The sequence below is a fragment of the Candidatus Methanoperedens sp. genome (genome assembly GCA_012026795.1).
Taxonomy (GTDB): Archaea; Halobacteriota; Methanosarcinia; order Methanosarcinales; family Methanoperedenaceae; genus Methanoperedens.
In genome coordinates this window covers 28,176-52,526 of record VEPM01000021.1, presented here as the reverse complement: position 1 = coordinate 52,526, position 24,351 = coordinate 28,176, and the positions used below count along the sequence as shown (strand labels likewise).

Annotated in this window: 24 protein-coding genes and 1 pseudogene; 13 read left to right on the top strand and 12 right to left on the bottom strand. The window is 39.7% G+C overall.

The window, feature by feature from the left end; genetic code table 11:
- Nucleotides 1–5: 5 nt before the first annotated feature.
- The 3 genes from FIB07_11490 to FIB07_11480 all read right to left on the bottom strand — a co-directional run bounded on the left by FIB07_11490 (nt 6) and on the right by FIB07_11480 (nt 3,487).
- Entirely contained in the window at nt 6–1,613 is a 1,608-nt protein-coding gene (locus FIB07_11490) for a tRNA uridine(34) 5-carboxymethylaminomethyl modification radical SAM/GNAT enzyme Elp3 (protein ID NJD53478.1), read from the bottom strand.
- 398 nt (nt 1,614–2,011) lie between these two features.
- On the bottom strand, nt 2,012–2,683 hold the full coding sequence (tpiA, locus tag FIB07_11485) for a triose-phosphate isomerase (protein ID NJD53477.1): 672 nt from the start codon (nt 2,681–2,683) through the stop codon (nt 2,012–2,014).
- A 33-nt stretch (nt 2,684–2,716) separates the two neighbouring features.
- The gene (locus FIB07_11480) at nt 2,717–3,487 is read right to left on the bottom strand and encodes a circadian clock protein KaiC (protein NJD53476.1); all 771 of its coding nucleotides are present in this window, start codon (nt 3,485–3,487) and stop codon (nt 2,717–2,719) included.
- Nucleotides 3,488–3,684: 197 nt separating this feature from the next.
- Between FIB07_11480 and FIB07_11475 the strand changes: the two are divergent.
- From FIB07_11475 to FIB07_11445, 7 genes and pseudogenes are all read left to right on the top strand, one after another.
- Nucleotides 3,685–6,348, top strand: a pseudogene (locus FIB07_11475) (bifunctional acetate--CoA ligase family protein/GNAT family N-acetyltransferase).
- A 106-nt stretch (nt 6,349–6,454) separates the two neighbouring features.
- A complete protein-coding gene (locus FIB07_11470; GenBank protein ID NJD53475.1) occupies nt 6,455–7,159 on the top strand; it encodes a recombinase RecA in 705 nt (234 codons plus the stop codon).
- Between the two features lies 1 nt (nt 7,160).
- A complete protein-coding gene (locus FIB07_11465; protein NJD53474.1) occupies nt 7,161–8,330 on the top strand; it encodes a GTP-binding protein in 1,170 nt (389 codons plus the stop codon).
- Nucleotides 8,331–8,699 (top strand): roadblock/LC7 domain-containing protein, encoded by a 369-nt coding sequence (locus FIB07_11460; GenBank protein NJD53473.1) that lies wholly within the window; start codon nt 8,331–8,333, stop codon nt 8,697–8,699.
- Nucleotides 8,696–8,950 carry a YhbY family RNA-binding protein gene (locus FIB07_11455; GenBank protein ID NJD53472.1) on the top strand — a complete coding sequence of 85 codons (255 nt, stop codon included), beginning with the start codon at nt 8,696–8,698 and terminating at the stop codon, nt 8,948–8,950. Before FIB07_11460 ends, FIB07_11455 begins: the two co-directional genes overlap by 4 nt.
- Nucleotides 8,951–9,036: 86 nt before the next feature.
- The gene (locus tag FIB07_11450) at nt 9,037–9,486 is read left to right on the top strand and encodes a 30S ribosomal protein S19e (GenBank protein NJD53471.1); all 450 of its coding nucleotides are present in this window, start codon (nt 9,037–9,039) and stop codon (nt 9,484–9,486) included.
- Between the two features lie 37 nt (nt 9,487–9,523).
- Entirely contained in the window at nt 9,524–9,862 is a 339-nt protein-coding gene (locus FIB07_11445; GenBank protein NJD53470.1) for a DNA-binding protein, read from the top strand.
- Here the strand turns inward: FIB07_11445 and FIB07_11440 are convergent.
- Nucleotides 9,801–11,066 carry a cysteine--tRNA ligase gene (locus tag FIB07_11440; GenBank protein ID NJD53469.1) on the bottom strand — a complete coding sequence of 422 codons (1,266 nt, stop codon included), beginning with the start codon at nt 11,064–11,066 and terminating at the stop codon, nt 9,801–9,803. The genes FIB07_11445 and FIB07_11440 overlap by 62 nt on opposite strands.
- Before the next feature lie 161 nt (nt 11,067–11,227).
- Here FIB07_11440 and FIB07_11435 point away from each other — a divergent pair, with 161 nt between their 5' ends.
- The 4 genes from FIB07_11435 to FIB07_11420 all read left to right on the top strand — a co-directional run bounded on the left by FIB07_11435 (nt 11,228) and on the right by FIB07_11420 (nt 14,793).
- Nucleotides 11,228–12,034 (top strand): disulfide reductase, encoded by an 807-nt coding sequence (locus FIB07_11435; protein NJD53468.1) that lies wholly within the window; start codon nt 11,228–11,230, stop codon nt 12,032–12,034.
- 1 nt (nt 12,035) lies between these two features.
- Complete coding sequence (locus FIB07_11430) at nt 12,036–13,520, top strand: (Fe-S)-binding protein (GenBank protein NJD53467.1); 1,485 nt, start codon at nt 12,036–12,038, stop codon at nt 13,518–13,520.
- Nucleotides 13,521–13,605: 85 nt separating this feature from the next.
- A complete protein-coding gene (locus tag FIB07_11425) occupies nt 13,606–14,112 on the top strand; it encodes a hypothetical protein (GenBank protein ID NJD53466.1) in 507 nt (168 codons plus the stop codon).
- A gap of 180 nt (nt 14,113–14,292) precedes the next feature.
- Complete coding sequence (locus FIB07_11420) at nt 14,293–14,793, top strand: hypothetical protein (GenBank protein ID NJD53465.1); 501 nt, start codon at nt 14,293–14,295, stop codon at nt 14,791–14,793.
- Here the strand turns inward: FIB07_11420 and FIB07_11415 are convergent.
- Entirely contained in the window at nt 14,790–15,131 is a 342-nt protein-coding gene (locus FIB07_11415) for a glutaredoxin (protein NJD53464.1), read from the bottom strand. The genes FIB07_11420 and FIB07_11415 overlap by 4 nt on opposite strands.
- Nucleotides 15,132–15,139: 8 nt before the next feature.
- Entirely contained in the window at nt 15,140–15,580 is a 441-nt protein-coding gene (locus tag FIB07_11410) for a hypothetical protein (GenBank protein NJD53463.1), read from the bottom strand.
- Nucleotides 15,581–16,021: 441 nt separating this feature from the next.
- Between FIB07_11410 and FIB07_11405 the strand changes: the two genes are divergently transcribed.
- Both FIB07_11405 and FIB07_11400 read left to right on the top strand, forming a co-directional pair.
- The gene (locus FIB07_11405; protein NJD53462.1) at nt 16,022–17,407 is read left to right on the top strand and encodes an IS701 family transposase; all 1,386 of its coding nucleotides are present in this window, start codon (nt 16,022–16,024) and stop codon (nt 17,405–17,407) included.
- Nucleotides 17,408–17,473: 66 nt separating this feature from the next.
- Nucleotides 17,474–19,051 (top strand): hypothetical protein, encoded by a 1,578-nt coding sequence (locus FIB07_11400; protein ID NJD53461.1) that lies wholly within the window; start codon nt 17,474–17,476, stop codon nt 19,049–19,051.
- Between the two features lie 1,204 nt (nt 19,052–20,255).
- Here the strand turns inward: FIB07_11400 and FIB07_11395 are convergent.
- From FIB07_11395 to FIB07_11370, 6 genes are all read right to left on the bottom strand, one after another.
- Nucleotides 20,256–20,858: a PIN domain-containing protein gene (locus tag FIB07_11395; GenBank protein ID NJD53460.1), complete on the bottom strand. Its 603-nt coding sequence runs from the start codon at nt 20,856–20,858 to the stop codon at nt 20,256–20,258.
- On the bottom strand, nt 20,821–21,183 hold the full coding sequence (locus tag FIB07_11390) for a DUF4325 domain-containing protein (GenBank protein NJD53459.1): 363 nt from the start codon (nt 21,181–21,183) through the stop codon (nt 20,821–20,823). The genes FIB07_11395 and FIB07_11390 overlap by 38 nt, the downstream gene beginning before the upstream one ends.
- Before the next feature lie 23 nt (nt 21,184–21,206).
- On the bottom strand, nt 21,207–22,079 hold the full coding sequence (locus FIB07_11385; GenBank protein NJD53458.1) for an ATP-binding protein: 873 nt from the start codon (nt 22,077–22,079) through the stop codon (nt 21,207–21,209).
- A 136-nt stretch (nt 22,080–22,215) separates the two neighbouring features.
- A complete protein-coding gene (locus FIB07_11380) occupies nt 22,216–22,551 on the bottom strand; it encodes a hypothetical protein (GenBank protein NJD53457.1) in 336 nt (111 codons plus the stop codon).
- A gap of 753 nt (nt 22,552–23,304) precedes the next feature.
- Complete coding sequence (locus FIB07_11375; GenBank protein ID NJD53456.1) at nt 23,305–23,571, bottom strand: type II toxin-antitoxin system RelE/ParE family toxin; 267 nt, start codon at nt 23,569–23,571, stop codon at nt 23,305–23,307.
- On the bottom strand, nt 23,568–23,804 hold the full coding sequence (locus FIB07_11370) for a hypothetical protein (protein NJD53455.1): 237 nt from the start codon (nt 23,802–23,804) through the stop codon (nt 23,568–23,570). Before FIB07_11370 ends, FIB07_11375 begins: the two co-directional genes overlap by 4 nt.
- Between the last annotated feature and the right edge of the window lie 547 nt (nt 23,805–24,351).

The following is a 24,351-nucleotide window of genomic DNA, read 5'->3' as shown; positions in this document are numbered from 1 at the left end:
GGGTTTCACACTCTTTTTGTCATGTATGGTCCTTCTCGCTCATATCCGAATTTCCTGTAGTAATCCCTTACACCTATACCGCTTGTTACCGCAATTTTCTTATATCCGGAAGCTCTTGCAGTTTCTTCCGCATGGGTCAGAAGCTCCTCTCCATAGCCCTTGTGCTGCCACTGTGATTCACCCGCATCCTCACCTGGCGCTACCATCGAGCCGTAGACATGCAGTTCACGTATAAGTGCTGCGCCTTCAAGTTCAGGCCGGTGGGGCGCTGCCGGGAAACGCAGCCTCAGGAAGCCGATCAATACATCCATTGTTGCATCTTCAAATGAAATGAAGTGTTCCAGACCTTTGCAAGCCCTGTATTTTTCATTTATCAGTTCAATATTCTCAGGTTTTATTCCTGAAAGTTCCTTATGCCCGACTTCACGGCACCTGATGCACCTGCATTTTCCTCCCATTTCAATGAGCCGTTCTTTTGCAAGCTGCCTGATATTGCTTTTTCTTATACCCGCAAGCACCTGGTATGCGGGAATATCGCGCTGGATCCTTTGCAGGCGTACCCATTTGGGCAGCAGGGCTTTTATCTTTGCAAGCAACTCGACAGCTTCAAGCACCTCAAGAGGTGCATAATTCCCCAGTTCCCACATCCCATGAAGCCGTGTTCCTTCTGTGACAAGTGTAGGATATATCTTAAGATAATCCGGCATAAAGCGCTCATCTTCGAATAATCTTTTGAACATCCGAAGATCGGAATCAAATGTTGCACCCGGAAGCCCGGGCATCATATGGAACCCGACCTTCAGTCCGCTGTCCCTGAGTCTCATATTGGCATCAGCGCTTGCTGCAACCGTATGCCCGCGCTGTATGCCTGCAAGGATGAAATCATACGTGTTCTGTACTCCGATTTCCACCTTTGTCGCACCCAGTTCAAGAATAGTATCAATATGCTCTGTTTTTGTCCAGTCGGGTCTTGTCTCAATGGTAATCCCGACATTGCGGACACGGGCGCTCTCGTTTGCAGACTGGACTTCTTCTACCGGAACATAACCCCGGTCTTTTCGCCATTCTGTTCCATAAAAATCATTCATGGCCTCAATACAGCGTTTAACGAACCATTCCTGGTAGCACAAAGTACGCGAGGTATAAGTTCCACCCATTATGATAAGTTCCGCTTTCTCCACAGGATGGCCGATTTGTGAAAGCTGTTTTAAGCGCGAAAAGACCTGCAAATAGGGATCAAAATCATTCTCAAAAGCCCGTTTGGCTGCGGGTTCAGCTCCCATATAGCTCTGCGGTGAGTGAAATTTTGATTCAATGCCCCCGGGACATGGGATGCACAGGCCATGAGGACATGGCGCAGGGGATGTCATCGCTGCAATTACAGCGACACCTGATATCGTTCTTACGGGTTTTAACCGCAGATGTTCAAGGACATATTGTTTCTCCTCATTGTTGTGGGCAGCGGCAAGGATCTGGGAATTACCCAGAAGGGACGAAAGTTTATAGCGGATGCTGGCAGCTTTTTTTGCTGAATTGAGGGTTTTTTCGTCCAGGATATCGTTTCGAAGGAGTTGTTCTATGATTTCCCTGGCTGCTGATTCGGTGGGGGTCATTTATTTCAAATTAATTTAATCTTCTATAAAATACCTATAGTCTCCATCCTATTTTGATTTATTCTCTCTTTCTTCTTTAATTGCTCTAATAAGAATAATAATTATATATTTTGAAATATTGTTGTTTATGGAATATGAGTAAATGGAACCACAGATGAACACAGATGAACACAGATTTATTGCTACGCTTTCTGAAAATCATATTGATATCTCGGTTACAACCAAAATTATTATATAAAAATATATAACTTCTCGCGCGCCCAAAATCACGATGTGTATCTGTGTTTATCTGTGTTCATCTGCGGTTACTTTGCCAGATGCAACAAAAGCATAAAAAAATCTGCGCGCTCGAAAGAACACTGATTTGTATTATTCTGACTGCTATTTGTATTATTTTCTTATATTTTCTTCACCAGTTCAAACAGCGCCGCCTTCGGATCTTTTGCCTTAATGATCCCTGATGCCAGAAGCACGCCTTGTGTCCCCAGTTCAATTGCCGCAGCAACATCATCCCCGGTTGAAATCCCGGCGCCGCAAAGGACTTTGACCCGTGGGTTTATTTTTTTCACAGCGTTCACCGAACCGCTTACAATTTCGGGATTTGCCTTAGAAACAGGAATACCAGAACCGATGAGTTCAGGTGGCTCGACTGCCACAAAATCAGGGGAAAGCGCTGCTGCTGCTGATGTTACTGCAATATTATTCGTGCAGATTATCGTCACTAATCCGGCTTTTTTTGCTGATTGGATTGCCGAATCGATTTCTGACAACAGGATACGGCGCTCCGAGTGGTTGATAAGTGTTCCTTTTGCTCCTGCTGACCGGATGCAATCAGCAGTTATGTGACCTGTGTAACTTCCCGCGCCAGCGCTGTCGATATGCTGGGCGAACACAGGTGTTTTTACCACACCTGCGACCCTGAAAAGATCAGGTGTCTGCGGACAGGCAATTATCTCGATGCCTGACCCGGTACTGACTTCTTCGCAGTATTTCGCCATCAGTACTGCTTTCTCACCCATGCTTTCGGCATAGGTTTTGAAATTCAATACTATAAGTGGTTTTTGACCCATGGGAATAGAATCTAAAAAAATTAAGAAGTATATTTACGAGGTATATACTCCTTCTCCGGGATGCACTACTATTCCGGTTGGTGTGATTTCATATGGATGGATACCTTTGCTATGGTCCGATCCTCTCATTTTGAAAACCTCGACACTTCTAATCCTGACATCATTAACCCGTTTGTTATACATCACTATTGTGCCTTCGGTTACGAACGTTTCAACCCCAAACCTGCTGGTTGAATTTTCATCTATTATTTCACATGTCATAAATGAAGTCAATCCCAGCACTTCAAGAGTTGTGCTCAATTTTAAAAGCTCGACTCTTATTTTTGAAGGTTCCTGCAGGTAAAAACCAATAGATGTTGTTCCATCAACAAGCGCCCTCTTGGCATCGATCGTATCCTGTATGGCAATTATCTGATCCATCATGGATCGAAGGTCAAAAGGTCTTACATCAACGTATTTTTCATGGGATGGAATGCCTATCTTGGTAGAACATGCATCAATTATCGCAAGTTTTCCTTCATCCTCAAGGGCTTCAAAATCCCACCCGAACTTCAGGACATTTTCCCTGACCTGATCGGGTCGCTCCTCTGTCGCTATATATATGCCATTTTCTCCATATTTCGTTATGCCATTATAGAGATACTGGAGCCCAAATATGGTCTTTCCACAACCGGCTGCTCCTGATAATAGATATGACCTGTTTCTTAGTAATCCACCGCCACACAATTCGTCAAAACCTTCTATCCCCGTAGGAACACGCTTTGAGTCAGCTTTTTCTGTCTTAATCTTTTTCTTATCAACCATGAAATTCAACCTTGATATAATATTCTTTTGCTATATAAATACTTATTCGTCTTATAGTTATAATTATGAGGCTCTTATCGATATAATACTATAAGCGGTGAATAAATTCTGGCCAAGAAAGCAAAGATTTATTTTTCAAGACTCTTATAGGTATTATTTCGGGGGATATATTGGCATCATTAAATCTGGATAGTATTTTCAATCCGAAAAGTATTGCATTGGTAGGGGCAAGTGACGAAGTAGGCTCGGTTGGATACATCTTAATGAAAAATTTAACCGAAATGGGATATCGGGGGCAGGTTTATCCTGTTAACATTCATAAATCCGAGATACTTGGAAAAAAAGCATACCCTGGAATTCCCCAGCTTCCCATGGCCGTTGATCTTGCTATAATTGCCACCCCCGCAACAACAGTTCCTGATATAGTGGAACAGTGCGGAATTGCCGGAATCAGGGGACTGATTATAATTTCAGCAGGATTTAAGGAGGTAGGGGAATCAGGAAAAGTACTGGAAGAAAAGATCATTGAAATAAAAAAGAAATACGACATGAGGATAATAGGTCCAAACTGTCTTGGTATAATCCATCCTGATATCGGTCTTAACGCAACTTTTATTTCCAAGAAGCAAAAAACAGGTAGTATTGCCTTCATATCTCAAAGCGGGGCGCTGGGATCAGCAATTCTTGACCTGGCCACCCATGAGAACATTAATTTTAGCAATTTTGTTTCAGTAGGTTCAATGATCGATGTGAATTTCGGCGACCTGATCGATTATTTTGGCACTGATCCCAAAACAAGAAGCATTCTGATGTATATCGAAGGTATCACCGATGCCAGGAAATTCATGAGCGCAGCGCGGCACTTTTCAAGAACAAAACCAATAATTGTTGTGAAATCAGGAAGATCCGTTGAGAGTGCAAAGGCAGCAGCTTCACACACAGGAGCTATAACCGGCGAAGACATGGTATATGATGCTGCATTTAAGCGGGCAGGTATTGTACGTGTAAAAGATATTGCGGACCTGTTCAACTGCGCAGAAGCTCTTGGTAAGCAGCCGCTCCCCAGGGGGCCAAACCTTGCCATAATTACAAACGCGGGCGGTCCCGGTGTAATGGCTTCCGATGCAATCATGTCCCTTGGCGGGAAACTTGCCCGATTAAGTAGCGTGACGATTGAGAAGCTAAATGGAATTCTCCCTTCGCACTGGAGTAAAAGTAACCCGATTGACCTGCTTGGAGATGCAAATGCTTTCAGATATGCAGCTGCGACAGAAGCATGCTTTAGTGATGAAAATGTTGATTGTGTGCTGATAATCTATACCCCACAGGGAAGTTCTGATCCTGCTGAAATAGCAGTAAAGATTTTGGATATTTATAGAACGAAAAAGTTTTCCAAACCATATTTTACTTCTTTTATGGGCTACGAAGACGTGGAAAAAGCAAATCATATTTTGACTGATAATGGCGTACCGACTTATTCCACTCCAGAACAGGCAGTTGCGACGTACATGTATATGTACCAGTATAAGCGCAACCTTGAGCTGCTGTACGAAACCCCTGTAGAGTTGCCTGTAGAAAGCACTCCGCCAAAACAGCCCCTGGCTTCTATTATTAGAACTGCTGTCAGGGAGGGTCGAAAAATCCTGACGGAAACCGAATCAAAACGTTTCCTTGAATATTATAATGTTCCTGTTGTTAAAACAAGATTGGCAAAAACCGCAGATGAAGCCGTAACTTACGCACTCCGGACTGGTTATCCTGTTGTCCTTAAGATCCTGTCGCCTCAAATATCTCATAAAACAGACGTAGGGGGCGTTAGGCTTGACATCAATTCCGAACCCGAACTTCGAGCGGCTTATAACGACATAATGAAAAGTGTAAAAAAGCACAATCCAGATGCGAAAATCCAGGGAATAACTGTACAGAAGATGGTCAGGAAAAATGGGATTGAAATAATTCTTGGCGCAAAAACCGATTCTCTTTTCGGTCCTGTAATTATGTTCGGGAGAGGCGGAATAGATGTGGAAATATACAAAGATGTTGCTATCGGGCTTTTGCCGCTTAATCAGACTCTTACAAGAAGAATGTTGGAAGAAACAAAAGTATATCGGCTTCTCAAAGGCTACAGAAATATTCCACCTGCCAATATCACTCTTTTAGAAGAAATAATTGTCCGTTTTTCCCAGATGCTTGTGGATTTCCCGCAGTTGAAAGAATTTGAGATAAATCCACTGCTGATTAATGAAAATGAGGCTCTTGCCCTTGATGCACGCGGAGTGATCGATAAAGAAATGTTAAAAGCAAAGCCTCACGAGCATCTTGTCATTAGCCCATATCCTGAAAAATACAGGTCCTTATGGAAGCTCCGTGATGGAAGAATGGTAATCTTAAGACCAATAAAACCTGAAGATGAACCATTATGGCTTGAGATGGTCCGTAACTTTTCGCAGGAGTCCTTACATTTCAGGATATTTCAAACTGTAATGGGGCCGGTAGCACACGAGTACAGTGCCAGATATTGTAATATCGACTATGATAGGGAACTTGCCATTGTGGCAGAAATAGAGGAAGAAGAGAAAAGAAAATTGCTCGGAGTTGTCAGGCTTAATATCGACCCGGCTGAAAATTCAGGTGAGATCTCTTTTATCGTTGCTGACCCATGGCAGGGCCAGGGCCTTGGTTCAAAAATGGTGGACTATATGATAGAGATTTGCAGGGATAAGCAACTTGACAAAATCAGCGCAGTGATGCTATCCGATAATTACAGGGCAATAAAACTGTTTCAGGAAATGGGATTTACAATTGAATCGTTGGATGATGGTACAGAAAGAGCAACGCTTGATCTGAAGGAGGAAATATAAAGTCCTCAGGATACTTTGACTAACTGTATGATAATTATGAATTTTCAAAAGCTTTGTTAGGATTTATATACACCAAAATCCTAATAGCATCATAAGCACGATTACGATGAGCGACTATACATTAGGTATTAAGGAACTGGATGATGCGATTGGAGGTATCAGAAAAGGGTCGAATATAATGCTTATAGGACCACCCATGAGTGGGAAGGAAGCCATCCTGAACCACATTATGTACAATGGCGCTGTAAAAAATGAAAATGCAATTATTACAGTCAATACGCGTGAATCCGCCGTCCATATTCTTGAATGGTTCAAGGAGCATGATTTGAATCTTCCCATGTCAAGGATCGGGATAATCGACTGTGTTACAAAAACCCTTGGTGGTGCTTCGATCGAGAATGAGAATATAAAAATCGCAAGCAGTCCCGTTGATCTTACGGGTATAGGGGTCAAGATCAGCCAGTTTTTTGAGGAATTCTTTATGAAAAAGAATACCCAGAAGATCCAGTTATATATAAATTCACTCTCAACAATACTAATGTATTCAAATATTCAGACTGTTTTCAGGTTCCTTCATGTTTTTACCGGTCGTATTAAGGCAGCGGGTGCTCTGGGAATTTATGTAATAGAGAGCGGTATGCATGATGACCAGGCGGTCGCAACTTTAAAACAATTATTTGACGGCATGATAGAGATTAAATCTGTGGAGGATAAAAATTTTATACGAGTGGTCGGAATATCTCAAAAACCAACACCATGGTTTGAATATGAGATCGATGGCTACAATATAAAGATAATAAGGGGAAATTAATATGATAGAGACAGGAATCCCTAAGCTTGACAAATTCCTGGGGGGAGGTATTCCAAGAGGGAAGAGTCTTGTTTATTACAGCCAGCCAGGTGTTGAAGGTGAGATATTTGGATTGCAGACAGTTTATGGTACACTCAAGGCGGGTGGAACATGCGTTTTTGTCGTATCAAGCACCATACCCGATATTGTAAAAGGCCAGTTTAGCGAGTTTGGCTGGGATATTAACTCATTCAAGGATAAATTATTTTTTGTCGATTCCTATAATCCTTTAATCGGTGCCCCATCTAATGAAAAGTACATTGTTTCGAATCCGGATAAGATAGAAGATTTTCACAAGACAATAATGGATATCATAAAAGAATTACCACCAAGTACTATCGTTTTCGGTTCTCTTTCAACAATAATGGACCTGTGCGGGGAGAAAGAAACAATTGAAGCGGTCAGGACATGGAACAAGATGGCGATGTTGTATGATCATACCATCGTTTATAATTTCACGGCATGGCCTTATTCTGATGAAACATTAAATCAGATCAAGGGAGACCTTTTCAATTCGATTATTTCTATCGGCGGAATAGCTGAACGTGTTATTTTCGGGCAGTATTTCGGAATAATGAAATCAGACTGGGTAGAAGCATCCAGGAAATCAATGCTTTTCAGGGTTTTAAGGCCGGGCGGTATAAAGATATTCATACCTAAAATACTTGTCACAGGTCCTTTTGATGCCGGGAAGAGCACATTTGTCCATGCTCTGTCCACGCGGGCGATATCGGTTGACAGGCTCGGCACCACTGTTGCCATGGACCACGGTCATGTGGATTATAAGGGTTTTAGTGCTGATATATTCGGAACACCGGGGCAGGAACGATTTGACCCTATCATTAAATTGCTCAGCGGTGAATCAATGGGTGTTTTTCTTATTGTGGATTCAACAAATCCTTCTGATTTTATTAGGGCAAAACATATGCTTGATATTACAAAGTCCTATGGACTTCCGTATGTTGTGGTCGCAAATAAACAGGATTTGCCAGGGGCATTAACTCCTGAAGAAATAAGGGAACAATTCCATCTACCGGAGGATATACCTATCGTTCGTGCAATAGCAAAAGATAAGATCGGGGTGTATGAAGCATTTGAAGTATTACTGGACAGGGTCACGGGAGGGATCTGATTGTCCGATACAATAGAAATGGTAGATAAGTTATTGACCGATCTTAAAAAAGTAGGCGGTGTGATCGCATGTGCCGCTGCAAGCCGTGATGGATTGCTCATCCGGGCTATTATGCAGAAAGAACAAATCGTAGAATCCATGGCTGCGATGTCCGCCACAATGCTCGGAGCGGCTGAGACTGCAACAACGCATATTGATATGGGTATACCTACAAGAGTAATTGTCGAATCGGATCATGGAAAATTAATAGTTGTCGGAGCGGGACACAAGGCCTTGTTGATCCTTCTTGCCAGTCCGGATATCGGCCTGGGCTTGATTCTTCTGGAACTTGATAAATCCGCGAAAAAGTTAAAAGAGATATTAACATGAACAAACAGGAGAAAAGAGCAGAAGCCACTTCTATTGAAACCACATTACAAGTAGGGAAATCAGGTATTGGTGGTGTGGTTGAAGAATTAAAAATCCAGTTGAAGAACAGGAATATGGTAAAAGTTAAAATTCTTAAATCTGCTTTTGCCGAAACCGGGAAGAAAGAACTTGCTCAGGAACTTGCTGACCTTTCAGGATCGGAACTTATTGAGGTCAGGGGTAATACGGCGGTTTTTTGCCGAAAAAGGTAAATACTATACGATAATTAAATAAGACCCTTGAATCATTCAAGAGACTATCTTGATTACATATAAAGATAATTTTACGGAGGACTAACTTGACAACAATATATGATGTGCCCGCAGAGATGCTCATAAACAATGTGGCGCAGAAACTGAAAACGAACGGGAAAGCCAAACCGCCCGAGTGGGCGGGTTTTGTTAAAACAGGCGCTTACAAAGAGCTTTCACCGGATAATGCTGACTGGTGGTATGTAAGATGCGCTTCAATTTTAAGACGTATCTATATTGACGGACCGGTGGGGGTTTCAAGACTAAGGAGTTTCTATGGCGGGCGCCACCGGAATGGAAATAAACCGATCCATCATGCCAAAGGAAGTGGCTCTATTGCAAGAGAAGCCTTGCAGCAGCTTGAAAAGGCAGGATTTGTAAAAAACCAGAAGACTGGAAGGATAATCTCACCATCAGGCCAGGCATTCATGGACAATTCGGCAAATGAAGTCAAATCCGACCTTGTAAAAACCAACCCGGCTCTTGCCAAATACTAAATTAAGGATTCCGTACTGAATACGGAAATTGATCAATATGGATGAGGATCTAGAAGAAATAAAAAGACGCAGGCTTGAGCAATTACAGCAGCAACAGTATTCAGCCCAGGCACAGGCTGCTCAGCAGGAGCAGGCGCGCGCGGAGTATGAGGCTAAAAAGCAGTCTATCCTGCGCCAGATCCTTACGCCTGAAGCAAGAGAGAGATTGAACACTCTTAAGATGACAAAGCCTGAGCTTGTTGCAAATGTCGAGGCACAGCTTGTGTCACTTGCCCAGAGCGGAAGACTTGCAGGAAAAATCGATGATGCAAAACTTAAGGCGCTCCTGATGCAGCTTCAGCCCAAGAAGCATGAAATGCAGATTCGGAGGATGTAAATAGCTGTAATCCGAGCACCAGGTCAAAATCCCTGAATAATCCAAGAATCTCTTCAGAGGATTTTTTGTCAGGATTCAATTTACTTACCTCCTCTACGAACTTTTCCATAATTTTTAGCGCTTTTCCTGTATTAAGGTTATCATCCATCACATTTTCAAATTTTTTTCTTGTTCTGGTCACGATTTTTTGAATATTATCACTGCCATTTATTGTTTTCAGGCGTTTTATCGCAGCACAGGTCATGTCAATTTTTTCAGTGGCTTCCCTGAGTCCTTCAAGTGTGAAATTCAGCCTTCGCCTGTAGTTAATGGAAAGCAGCAGATATTTTATCGCCATTGGTTCCCATCCTTTCCGGATCAGGTCATGGAGCGTGTAGAAATTACCGCCGGATTTTGACATCTTGTTGCCATCAACCATGAGATGCTTGCAATGAAGCCAGTATCTGGAAGGATTAATACCGAATGCTCCGAAATTTTGCGCTATTACGTTCTCATGATGCGGGAAAATATTATCAATCCCTCCAACATGAATATCAAAGCGTTTGCCAAGATGCTTTGAAGACATGGCAGAACATTCTATATGCCAGCCTGGGCGGCCTTTTCCGAGTTCAGTTTCCCAGAAAACATCTCCGTCTTTTTTCTCATATGACTTCCAGAGAGCGAAATCCGAGATAATTGAAGTATCTTCACCCCATTCGTCCCTTTTAATTTTTTTCTTTCCTGCCCTCAGCTTAAGATGCGAGAGTTTACCATAATCTTTGAACTCTGGGACATCATAATAAACCGATCCGTCCTTACCAGTGTAAGCGTAACCATTTCTCATTATCTTTTTTATAATATCGATTATCTCAGGCACATGTTGTGTGGCTCTTGGAAAAACATCGGCAGGTAATAGTTCCAGGGTTTCCATATCCTCGAAAAAAATCTTTGAATAGTATTCCGTCAGTTCGGAAAGCTTCTTTCCTTCCTTTTTTGCAGTGGTTATTGCTTTATCCTCAATATCAGTAAGATTCATTACTCTTTTTACTGCGTAGCCTTTAAATTTTAGATACCTTACAAGCACATCTTCAAATACAAAAGTCCTGAAATTCCCGATATGTGCATACTGGTAAACCGAGGGGCCGCATGTATATATTCCGACTATGTTTCCTGATGGTTCAAATGTTTCTTTTTTTCTGGTAAGAGAATTAAAAAGTTCCAGCATTATAAGTTTCTATCTATTTTGTAACATATTAAAACATGTGTCATGCCTTTATATGTCAGGATTCGGACAATATCTCAACACCCTGACTTCATATAGAAAGCTTAATATTACATAGATTCTTAGGAGACTGAAAGCCGTCAGGCTATAATAGGAGGATAAAAATGGCAACAGAAGGCCTTACAATATTTGGTAAAACGGTATTCGATACGCTTTTCATCGATTACAGGATCATGGTTATCGCAGCGATCATATCTATCATCCTGTTCATTGTTGGAATATACATACAATTAGAAAAATGGGGGCGAGCAATCCCCGAAGGCGCTACAAAACCATATGGTGCATGGGGCGCTCTCAAGATGATAATCAGCAGGATATTTGAAAAAGGTTTAGGACATGCCCTTGAAGTGTTGATACTTGATGTGGCATTCCAGCGCAGGACATACAGGCGCAGGAAACTTGAATGGTTCATGCATATCCTGATCTTCTGGGGCTGGATCGGATTGTTAATATTGACTATTGTTGCCGCAGCAGCTGAATTCTATGGGCCTTTTGCCCTTGGAGCAGGGCCTGAATTCTTCATCAATATGTGGAAATCCCTGGAGCTTCCCAATGACATTTTCGGTTATATGCTCGTTGCAGGCATTATTATCGCCATAGGAAGAAGATTATTCTCAACCGGGAAAGATGTTCAGGCCCGCAACGCGGATGTCGACTGGATATTGATTATTGGCCTGCTAATTGTCGTAATCACAGGATTTTATGCACAAGCTATCCGTGAGACAGCAGGTCTTGAAAGGGCTGTAATCTCAGTATATGAAGCGAAAGCTCCAGGATTTTTTGATAATATAACTGTGCTATTCCATGAGGTCTTTACCCTGCTATTCTGTGTTGCTTATCTTCCATTTAGCAAGTATTTCCATATGATAACAGCACCCCTGACCATTCTTGTCAACCAGGGAGGCGAGTAAATTGGCTAAAGAGAAACCTTCATTAAACACGGTAAATTTCACTGCAGCACAGTTGATGGAATTTGATGCATGTACCCGGTGCGGCGAGTGTGTAAAGTACTGCCCGACCTTTGATGCAAGGGATAAGAACCAGGACATCGAACCAAGAGATAAGATCCTGCGGTGGCGGGCTTTTATGACCAAGAGTTATGGTCTGAAAGCAAGGCTTTTCGGGCCGGAAAAAATTTCTCCTGAGGAAATAAAGAAGTTCACAGATGACCTGTATAATTGTACTACGTGCGGTATGTGCGGAACAGTATGCCCTGCGGGTATCAACACTATCGAACTATGGGAATCCACAAGAGCGAACCTTGTAAAACACGGAACCGGTCCTTTCGGCAAGCAGAGCCTTTTCCCAAAACTCATTGAAGAAGGGCATAATCCATACATGAAGCAGCAAAAAGACCGCCTTGCATGGATGACACCTGATATCAAGATAGCCGAAAAATCCGATATTGCATATTTCATAGGATGCACAGCAGGATACAACCAGCAGGTTCTGGGTGTCAGCACTGCCAGGATATTGAATAAGCTCAATGTACCGTTCATGGTCCTTGGAGAAGATGAATGGTGCTGCTCTTCGGCCCTTATAAGAACAGGCCAGCAGCATATAAATGATACCCCGAAGAAAGCCGCGATTCATAATGTTGAAGCACTGAAAGCAAGAGGCGCAAAGAGAGTCATATTTGCCTGCGCCGGATGTTTCAGGGCAGCAAAGATCGACTGGCCGCGTGCTTATGGAAAAGCGTTGCCCTTTGAAGCGATCCATATGTCCCAGTTCCTGGCAGAGCAAGTTGAGGCCGGGAAGATAAAGTGGGAAAAGAGCCTTAACAAGACAGTCACTTACCATGACCCATGCCATCTTGGAAGACATGTTGGTGTGTTCGAAGAGCCCAGGAAAGTCATAAAAAGCATGCCTGGAATCAAACTTGTGGAAATGAAACGAAACCGCAAGGAACAGAGATGCTGCGGCGCTGGCGGAGGCGTAAAAGCAGGTATTCCCGACCTTGCACTCGGCGTGGCAAAAGCACGTGTCACTGATGCAAAAGAGACAGGTGCAGAAGCATTGATAAGCACATGCCCGTTCTGCAGGAGAAACCTCCTTGATGGCAGGAATGAACTCAAACTTGACATGAACGTGGACGACCTTGTAGTTCTTACAGCTAATTTGATGGGTCTGAGTACCGATGTCAAACCACCCGCACCGGGCGCTCCAATGGAATCCATAAGCGACCTTTTCAGGACGCAGACGATCCCGCCCAAACCACCGGCAGCTCCGAAGGTGGAAGCACCAAAAGCTGCGGAAGCACCGGTAGCTGCACCAGCTCCGAAAGCTGAAGCACCCAAAGCTCCTGTAAAAGAGGCTCCGAAAGCTGAGGCAGCCCCGAAGGCAGAACCGCCTGCGGCAAAGGAAGCTCCAAAAGCCGCACCAGTCGATAAGAAGTAGGTAGATATTTTACCTACCATTTTCTTTTTTATTTTTGGTAATCAAAATCCTTTAACCATTGGACATATATTTCTGATGGATTACCATGAACACCATGAACCTGACAGACCTCTTAGCGGCACATAAAGAATCCTTCAAACAGAGATTTATCGAAGCACTGGCAGAAAAGAATTCAATGACAGTTGATGAGGTAAAGGTTGATTTCAAGTCTTTTATCGAGCAATTTGCAGGTGAAAGGTACAACCAGGTTTCACAGGTTGTCAAAAGGATAAATGAAATAGAAATCCCTGTTTTCCTGAATATCAGGCGCGACAGGATGCGAGAGGATAAATGCAAGATATGTGAGGGCAATGAGCCAAACATACTTGAAATCAAAGAAAAATACGGGAATAAGATAGAGATATTTGAAGTGATCGAGGATAGGCCTGAAGGTTTGTTATACCAGGTTATCTTCCATGAAGAAGCAGAAGAGAAGAAGCTCCCCCTGACAGCAATAATCAACGGGGGAGAACTTATTAAGTTCTGGGCAGGTAAGACCGTGGAAGCTGCGGTATACGAACGATATATCAACAAATGTTTTGCAAAAGGTTAATATATCGTGAGCATGATTTAACCTATACGATCATGATATTTAGGAGGTGAACAAAAATATGTGCAGTGTCGGTGATGTAATGAAGATGGAATGTGATGATGTGTTATCAGCAAAATATTATAAATGTGCTGATTGTAACAATGAGTTCAAGGGCATCGGGAAAAAAGTGATCTGCCCGTCATGCCAGTCAAGCAAAACGAGCCTTATGTTCCCGGAAGAATGATCCCTTTAAATAAAACGGAATTGCTCCTTGTCCGGGGAAAAGAAGGAACCCTCGGAATAGTTAAAGTAGGAGAAGATAAACAATTCTTCCTGGAAACGGATAAAGAGGAAATAATACTTGCCCTTGAACCGGAGGATTTGATTATAGCGTCAGGTTTTGGGACTGATGACACCATAATAAAAGGCTTAAGATGCATTCTTTTTATGATACGTGAAGTGGGGTCGCCTTTTATTGCCCTTCCTAAAAAGCACCCTGCATCAAGACGCTTAAAGATCGTTGTTTCTGCCGGTGACAGGACGCGGGTAAGCTGCAGCATAATGCCTGGAACACATCCCGAACAGGACGTCTTATGCGGCCCGGGTGATTTTGACGGTGTTGAGATATCAGGGGTTAAAGGCGGGGTTGAGTTTAAGAACCTTAAAGATGGGAATTTTGAGAAAATCCCGTTTGATATTTAATTTTTCAACGCCTTTCGCAACGCTTCGATAGATGGCGGCGCTCCGACAAAAGCGCATTTGTGATCAATGAATACTGTTGGGACGGCCTTAACACCATAAAGCGCAGCTTTAGCAAAACCCTGCGGGGTACCTGTTGAAATCTCAAACGCCTGTACACCCTGTGTCTGCGAGGCAACTTCCTTTGCCATCGCAACAGCGGTGGGGCAGTGGGGACATGTCGGTGATGTAAATACCTCAATCACAATCTGGCGTTTCGGGGTAACAGCATCCTGCTGGCGCTTCATCAGTTCTTCAAGTCTTTTCTTTTTTATCTGTGCAAGTTCATCATCTTCGTTCATACATCCTCTTATCTTTTCTCAGGATTTAAATCTCTATATTTTCTCCTGACCAGTAACATTCCTATTACAATACTTATTAAGCCGACAGATAACCCGAATATTAAAGAAATCATTATAATTGTTCCTCCGATAATTATGCTAAATACCGATGAAAAATTGAAAATATAGATCAAAAGCATGAACGGAAATAAGATGAATTCAGCACCGAGTCCCATAAAGGTCCAGCCGAGTATCTTTTTCTCGTTGGGAAGACGGTTTAATTTTTTAAATATGAGAGGTATTGCAACAATTAATGAAATTATAAAAATCAAGAGCAGAGTAAGTTTTTGAACAGGAATTGAAAAATAGGATATTGGGAAAGCGGTTAGAAGAACAAGAAGAATTGCCAGTCCTGATGTTAATACGATTGCGCACCCTGCTGTGAGTATCGATTTTCGTGTTAGATACATTTCAATCTTTCTTGATGTTAGATTTTGTCCATATTTTTTGTCGTTTTTTTAATAGGTGTAATTAGGTCTAATTCAACACTTGTAGAGAATTTTTTATTGGCCATCTTAGGTATATTGATAATTAACATTATGAAACTAATCCTACTTTCTTGATCAAAGAAAAAATTTTGGAGACCGTTTCAAATCATGTTGGTAGTTAGGCCAAAGTGCAACACATTTTATGGTTGACCTAAAACACGCTATATTTCGCATAAACTTTCATTGCATTTGTTGGTAGTTATCTTCAATATGGGGTTTAGTGACTGAAGGAGATCGGGATTTCATGCTCGGAGAAGTATAGTGAAACTAAAGAAACATTATGTATGAAAGATTAAAATAGCTTTAATACTAACTTGACATTGTCACATTAGCCACTCTATTATATTTTGATTGCCCTCTTAAATATGGGGAGTACATATTAAGATATTTTTCAAACTTATAAGAGAGGACATAATACAGGCAAGGATCGAATTAAAGATCTACCATAACTATTTCATAGAACGTTTTAAGACCAGAACACGCAAAGTTATTGAGCAATCCAAGAAATATCTCTATGGCTGCTTGACCGTACAAAAAAGGGGGACTATGACAGAAATAGCAAAGACTGTTCCGAACTGCAATAATCAATCACTCCAGCACTTTATATCAGATTCGTTATGGGACGAAAATGGTCTCATACACGACATTCAGGACCGTTTGGTTGAACTGATCGGTGACAAAGAAAATGGCTCTCTTCAGTTAGACGAGTCAGGATTTCCAAAACAAGGCGATAGTTCAGCAGGAGTGCAAAGGCAATACTGTGGACGACTGGGAAAAATAGAAAACTGCCAGGTAGGAGTTTTCCTGGGTTATGTAAACAATAACAAGAGGATATTAATGGATAAACGTCTTTACATTCCTCAGGAGTGGGTAGATGATATCGAACGCAGAAAGAAATGCGGCATCCCGGATGATCTGGTTTTTAAAACCAAAGCTGAGCTTGGGCTGGAAATGATACTTGATGCCAAAAGACGAGACATCCCTTTTGGTTGGATTGGGATGGATTCTTTTTACGGGCAACAACCATGGTTTCTTGCTGAACTTGAAAAAGAGAGGATTGTTTATATTGCTGACATACCCTGTGATACAAGAGTATGGTTGAACAGACCTGATGTTGGAGTACCCCAAAATGGAATCCGAGGACGGAATCCAACAATCGAAAAGGTTCTTAATAATGATAGTAACCCGATACGAGTAGATAAGTTAGCAAACGAATTAGACCCTTCACAGTGGCAAAGGGTATATCTTAGGAATTCTGAACGAAAAGAAATGTGGTGCAAGCTTGCATATCTGAGGGTTTTTCCAGTCACGGATAAATTGCCGGGTGAGGAGTGCTGGCTTGTTATTCGAAGTAATGAGGGGGAAACTGAGACAAAATACCAGTTCTCAAATGCTTCGATCGATACAAGCATTGAGAGAATTGGAAAAATGTCTTGCAGCCGTTACTGGATTGAGCGTGCCATTGAGGATGCTAAAGGAGAGGTAGGTTTAGCAGATTATGAAGTCAGAGGTTATATTGGCTGGAATCATCATGTGGCTATGGTTTTTATGGCAATGCTGTTTCTTCTTGAGATGCAGGACAAATGGGAATTGAAAGCACCACTACTTACTATTAGGGATGTGAGGGAGATTTTTGAAGTTATTATGCCTAAAAGAAAGGTGACGGATAAAGAAATCTTAAAATTGATCAAGAAAAAACATAAAGCACGGGACTCAGCAAAATTATCTCACCATAAAAGAGGGAGGTAATCTGACAAAGTCAAGCTAATTAAAGGTTCGATATTAAGAGAATTTTACAACTTAAGAGACAATATTATGAATGAAATATTAGATTCCCCTGAAATCGAAAAACTCTCAACCATTATCGAGGAAGCTATACGCTCAACAGAAGAAGGTATAAAAAGATTTGTTGAGCCAGCCAAAGGAACTCTTAATAGAGCAAAAAGCAAGCAACACCAAATAGTTTTTGGACGAAGAGGTTCGGGCAAATCAAGTCTTTTAAGAAAAGCAGTTAGTGACCTTAAGAAAGACCGACGCCCGATTGCTTACATTGATCTTGAAACATACAAAGGACATAGTTTTCCAGATGTTCTAATAAGTGTATTAATAGAATCATTAACGAAGTTTGAAATTGTGCTCAATGAACTTGCATTATCTGATGATAAAAAATTTTCTTTTGTTGAAAAGATTTGTCAAAAGATTTTTAGAAATAAAAAAAATCGTTCAGGTATGGATAAGAAAAAGGCTAAAGAGATTTCAGTATCCCTTGATGAACAGATTAAAAAACTTAAAGAACTGCTTCATTCAGCCGATGAAATTGAAACCGAAAAAACAGTTAAATTAGATAAAGAAAAATTTAAGGAAAATGAACTTAAAGCAGGTACTGATAACAAAGGATTTGCTTTAGAGGGTAAATCTGCTGGTAGTGAGAAAGAAACAGCAAGTGAAGAAGTAAAAGAAGCTTTTCACAGGAAAAAATTTGATTTTCTTCTTAGAAACATCAAAGAATATCAGAATCTTTTCCATCAAATTTCTGAACTCAGTAGTGGTGATTCTTACATTTTTTTGGATGATCTTTATCATATACGTCGAAATGACCAAGCAAATGTTATAGACTACTTTCACAGGATTGCCAAGGGAAATAACCTATGGCTCAAAGTTGGGACAATACGTCATAGATCTCTGTGGTATATCCATAGTGATCCTCCAGTAGGAGTCAAAATAGGAGATGATGCGGACGAAATTGATCTTGATTTAACATTGGAAAGCTATTCTCAAACAAAGCAATTTCTCGTTAAAATATTAAATGGTTTTTTAATTGAAAGTGGAAAAATCTCAATAGACCAAATCTTAAGTGAAGGAGCAGTTGATCGACTCGTTCTGGCAAGCGGAGGAGTTGCCAGAGATTTCTTAGGTGTCTTCAGAAAATCTATCGACGTGGCACGTGAACGAGGAAGAAATCATAGAGGCGAAAAAATTGGAGCGGAAGATGTGAACGTTGCAGTAGGAAAGTATGAATCAACTAAAAAAGAAGAATTCAAAAGAGATACTCTTGAAGACCAAGTAAAACTCGAAAGTGAATGGCAAAAAATACGTAATTTCTGCATTAATCAAGCAAAGGCTAACTTGTTCTTATTGGATATAGATGAAAAAACAGAAAACATTAAACATATTCATGAACTTGTAGATTTACGATTAATCCATAAAGTCAAATCGCGTGTAACTGTAAGCGCTTGTCCTGGAAAAATATATGAAGCATATATGTTAGATGTTAGTCAATATACAGGGGCTCGTAAAATACGCGGTTTTAAAATGATCGATTTTTGGCTACAGTCATCAATTGAAGAATTACGTAGAAAATCTATGATTTATGACCCAACTGTTAATAATTAAAAATTGTAAGAGAATTTATTAATAAATACCATTATATTTATCGTACAAACCGATGGTAATGCCAAGGCTATGACCATCCATATTGATGCTCTGATCGGTAAAAAACAGATAAAACTTCACATTCATTAACTATTGTTCTCCTCGAATAATTTCATACAGGATTATTATTTTTCATCATGGTCTCCTCGGTTCATGCTTTGAATATTGGGTATAACCCCGGGCAAGAATAACTCATATCCCTCTGGTTTATAGGTATTAAGCATATCTTTAAACCCACATTCCGTACCCTTAACTCTTAGAAATTTTAATTTAAGTCTATTGTCTTTGCATCTCGATTTAAAATTATTATTTTAAATATACTCAATTAAAATATTAATCGTTAAATGCGAAAATATGCCCATTTTCCGCATTTTGTATAAAAAATATACGCGGTTAAATTTTAAAACCAAGCGCAGTAAAATTATTTTTCACTTCCTAAAAAGGGTACGGAATATGGGTTTAAACTAGGGCGAAATCTTATACTTTCCACGCTTTTTAATTCCAATATCGTCAGTTATAGATTCGATAATACCTTTATTCAGTAATGATTTCTTTAAATTCCTGATTTCCCAACAGATCTCAAGAATATCAACATCTTTTAGACAGTAAATAATTTCTTCCTTAATACCAGTAGCTATAGATGTTTTTTTACAATATCCTCCAAACTGAGATCAAATCTTCTTATCCATTTAGATATTTTATCCTGGTCCCGCATTTGTTTATGGACCAAATCAATTATTCGATTAACATCCTCAGAAATTTCTGTTTTATCAAAAGAAAATATAGACCGCACGTATTCCATAAGATAGTAAATTCGAACCAGAGGTTCTGAGTGAAAACTGACGCTGTGAAATACTGGGTTAGTAGTTCTTAATCTTTCTTAATATTATGTTTTATCCATATTTTTTGACATTATTTTAATAGGTGTAATTAGTTTTAATTCAGCACTTATAGAGGATTTTTCATTGGTCATGTTAGGTATATTGATAATTAACATTATGAAACTAACCATACTTTCTTAATAAAAGAAGAAATTTTGGATATCGTTTCAAATAATGTTGGGAGGTCTAAAAACAAGCTATAAGTCCAAGGTTTGTGACTGTATCCATACTCATTTTGTGCATCGTCTTGAACTGAAAACCGGCACATTATAACCATATAAATATCACGGACATCTATTGTTAGACATCCTAAGCATCGTTAACATATTGCTGTTAGCCGTAAGAATATTTACATCAGTTGTACAGAAATCCCTATCATTAGTGACAAGAATGAAATTATTGGCCTTACAGATTTCTCTGAATATGAGATCATTAAAGTCATAAGTTCCGGATTTATATTTAGAATTTATGATTTCCATATCAATTGATTCTAAACCGGAATCAAATCGTTTTGACCATCTTAGTATTTTTTCTATGTTAATTGATATTTCTTCCGCAACATTCAGATATTCAGGAGTTTCTCTAAACTTTTTAAATTCATTTGTTTTAAAATTAAGCACTGTTCTTTGCTGATTAAATTCAAGACGTGCCCAAGAATTGACTACTTCCGAAATTATTAGGCTGTTTGTGTAAATATCAATGTTGTTTTTGATTAATTTATAAAACAGAGAAGAGCATGGTGTTTGGGTCCAATGTGCAGGTGATGGACCATATATGGCCAACCAAATATTAGCATCAAAAAATAACCTATCTCCAACATTCGGAGAATAATCGTTTATGTGCGTAATTTTAGTTACCACTGTCATCACCAAGAGCAGCATCAGCAACTTTTATGAAGTGTTTTGGATCTTCAAAAAAACTTTTTGCTCGATCAACTACTCTCTTTAAAATGACCATGTCATTTTTAGGCATATCAGTAACGGATAGTTTTGATTTGATATAATCTTCCTTAAAATTACCGTAAAGTTGACCAATGGCATTATTCAAAAATGCTGATGTTAAATCCGTAACACCATCGAATGAAAGTATGATTTCCTTTTTATTGGAAAGGGCATCAAAAATAACATCATATACTTTTTTCCCATCTTTATCAGTAACACAGATTCTATCCCCTACTATTTCAACTACATTAATTTTTACTATATTATTCATTATACACCTATACGTCTCATTAATTAAAATATGTTTTCATAATTTTCAGACTCAAGATAATAAAAGGTAGAATCTGCCGTGTTTATTTCTATATTCACTGCAGTCCCCGGAAAATCAGAAACAAATTTTTTTAAATTTGTTTTTCCATTCGAAAATTCCCAATACCCGTTGTAGGTTACAATTTGCATTTTTCCTTTGTTTTTTTCAATGAATTCCTTTATCAATTTTAATCCCAATCCACCTGGAACGCCACCCCTTTTAGTTGTCTTATTTTCTTCCATTGCCCAAACTATAGCCTCTTCAGGCGATAAATCTAAATTCATTATTTTATTTATATTTCCATGAAATCCAATGCCTAAATCAACAATTGAAAAATCAAGACGTTTTTGGGAAGGAAAATGTTGACCACATGCAAATATGTAATCCGTTTCTGAATGAAGGACCGAGTTTCCAAATATTTCGTATAGACTTTCTCTGAATTTTCTGAGGAGCTCTTTACTCATTCTCGGAATTCCATGTTTATTATTCCCAAAATGAGTTTCAACATATTTTTTGAACGCATTATCCTCATTTACATCAAATTGGAAATATTCAATAGTAGATTTATAATTATCTAGTTTAGGAGGGGTAATAAAACCAACTTTGTCAAAAAATTTGTTTTTCTGCAAGATTTCCATAACCGAATCTGTAACATTAAGAGTAATAATATTTTTATTTTTTATAAATGATAAAATCGCCCCAAAAGGAGCACACATGTTTGCATCAAACCAATGGGGCATTTCTACTATTAACTCATCTCCGGAATTTATTGTTTTTATTTGCTTGTGGAGATTTATAATTCGCTGAAATCCACTGTAATTACTTATAAGTTCTCCCTTACCTGCTGATATGCGCATAAATATAAACTCCGTAAAACAAAATGAATGTGGCTGCATTACTCTGACTTAGATAAAATAGTTTTTGGTTTATTGCTTTTTATGAACCTATCGATTTAAATTACACAAATTTAGAAGTATTTTTTTTATCACTAATCTAACAAAAATCCATCTCCCCACCCTGACGGTCAATTATTGTATATGAGTCAAGACGGGGAACGGGGCGCCCACCACCCGGCGCGCCGCCAACGGTTCTGCTTGCCGAATCCCTGCGAGGACGGTGTTGGGCGACAGTCCTGTGCCGGATGCCCGGACATTCGCGGTTTATGTGATATCTCACGCTGTCCCTTTCCCTAAAGAGGATTCGAAAAACTAATACCGCCCTTTCGTTCATGCAAAAAGAAATCTGTCCCCTGCGCCCGCAAATGCTATGCGCCCAGGGTTTGCCCTGCGGGAATACTTGACCGCCTGCAGGCGGAATCGGGTAAGTCATGGATTATAGGGACTCCTGCAATAAGGAAAAAGCGAAATTTCTATTATCCCAAAAACCTATAACTTTACAAAAGAATCTATATCTTTGAATGGATTCATTAAATACACAAAAGATTATCGAGATTCATTATAAAATTATTAAGAGATATGGAGGAGAGCAAGGGATTCTTAAATTATAAAATGGTTAAAAAGAAATACCAGCACTACATCTGAGCAAGTCGTTTAAGCAACTTGTCGTTATAGTTCATACTGGCATCTAAAAGATTAATATCTTCATCAGTAAGTGCTCTACACTTTTTTTCTTTGGAATCCTTATTAATTTTTTTCTCAGTCATATTATCAATATATAATTTCAATATAGATAAAAGACGTTTATGTCTTTTTTGGAGAAATTTTGAGGGGAGTTCTGAGGGAAAGCTGACTTTATAACATGCTGAGTTAGTGGTACTTATTCGTTCTTTATATTAGATTTTATCCATATTTTTTGCAGTATTTTTAATAAATATAAGTCGTTCGAAATTATAACATATGGATTTTTCATCGATCAAGATCCTACATTCTTGATTTTTGTAAAAATCATCAATATCCAAGTTATTATTAATGCCATTTAGAATTACTTCCGCTAAAGGGAGAGGAATAAGAATTGGGCTGACAGAATTTAAAAATGATTGTCCACCAAAACGTAACAAACATTCTTTGTTGATTCTGTAGCGTATGATTCCACGGAAGAATATTGCAACATGCCTTCATGTTCTCAGTGTTTCCGGTAGATCTTTTTCCTGTGACCTGCTTCTATCACCAGGACCAGCAAATGCTCATTTCCTATGTAAAGGATAGCCCGATATTCACCAATGCGGTGAGTATATAAAGGGTTCTTTTGCGCCCCTTTGATCTTTTTTACATGAGGATAAGGGTCATCTTTTATTCTGTTGATTGATCGGATTATGCTCTGTGCGATATCCAGAGGTAATTTTTTGAGATCTTTTCTTGCTTTTGAAGTATATTCGACCCTGTAACTCATTTCAGGTCAAAATCTTTCATGATCTCTTCTTCGGAATGCAGGCGCCCGTGTTTTATATCTTCGAGGGCTTCTTCGATTCCCTTTATCGCCTCATCGCTGAGGGGTTCTTCATCTATTGCCAGGTTTGTCAATCTTTCTATAATGGAATTATACGATTCGCGCGGATGAGATTTCAGAGAGGTAAGTTTATCCTTTACCCGTGGATCTATACATATCGTTGTGGTAGCCGTCATATAGGTACCTATAGTAATTTATATATATTATAATCATCGGTAATTGATCCTCATTGGCGTCTCTATACCTCAGAGCTTGTCTGAATATTTATTTTGGACAGGATTTACAGGATGGACAGGATTAATTTCCATCCTGTAAATCCTGTAATCCTGTCCAGGAACGCATCTGAATACTCACTCATAACCAATTATGTGCATCGAATCGGTGTGTAAACCAACTGCTGGTAAAATTTCCAGACAAGCTCTCAGTGCCTCTGCGGCTCATTTATGCTCCACTCGTTAGATCGGATCTATTGGATGGGCTCTTTCTCCACCCAGGTTATATATATGAGTAAATTCTAAGAATTATTGTGTACAGAAATGTATCATAGCGATAGAAATCGCTTAAATGAGTGAGGAGAAATGTATGGCACAATATGTAGCAGGATCGCCGCATACTTCGGAAGATCAAAAGAGGAAAGACTCTAATAAATTCGCTTTCGAACGGAAATCCGGAGAATATACTGGCTGGGCATATATAGATGCATATATAGATGTAAGCAGCGAA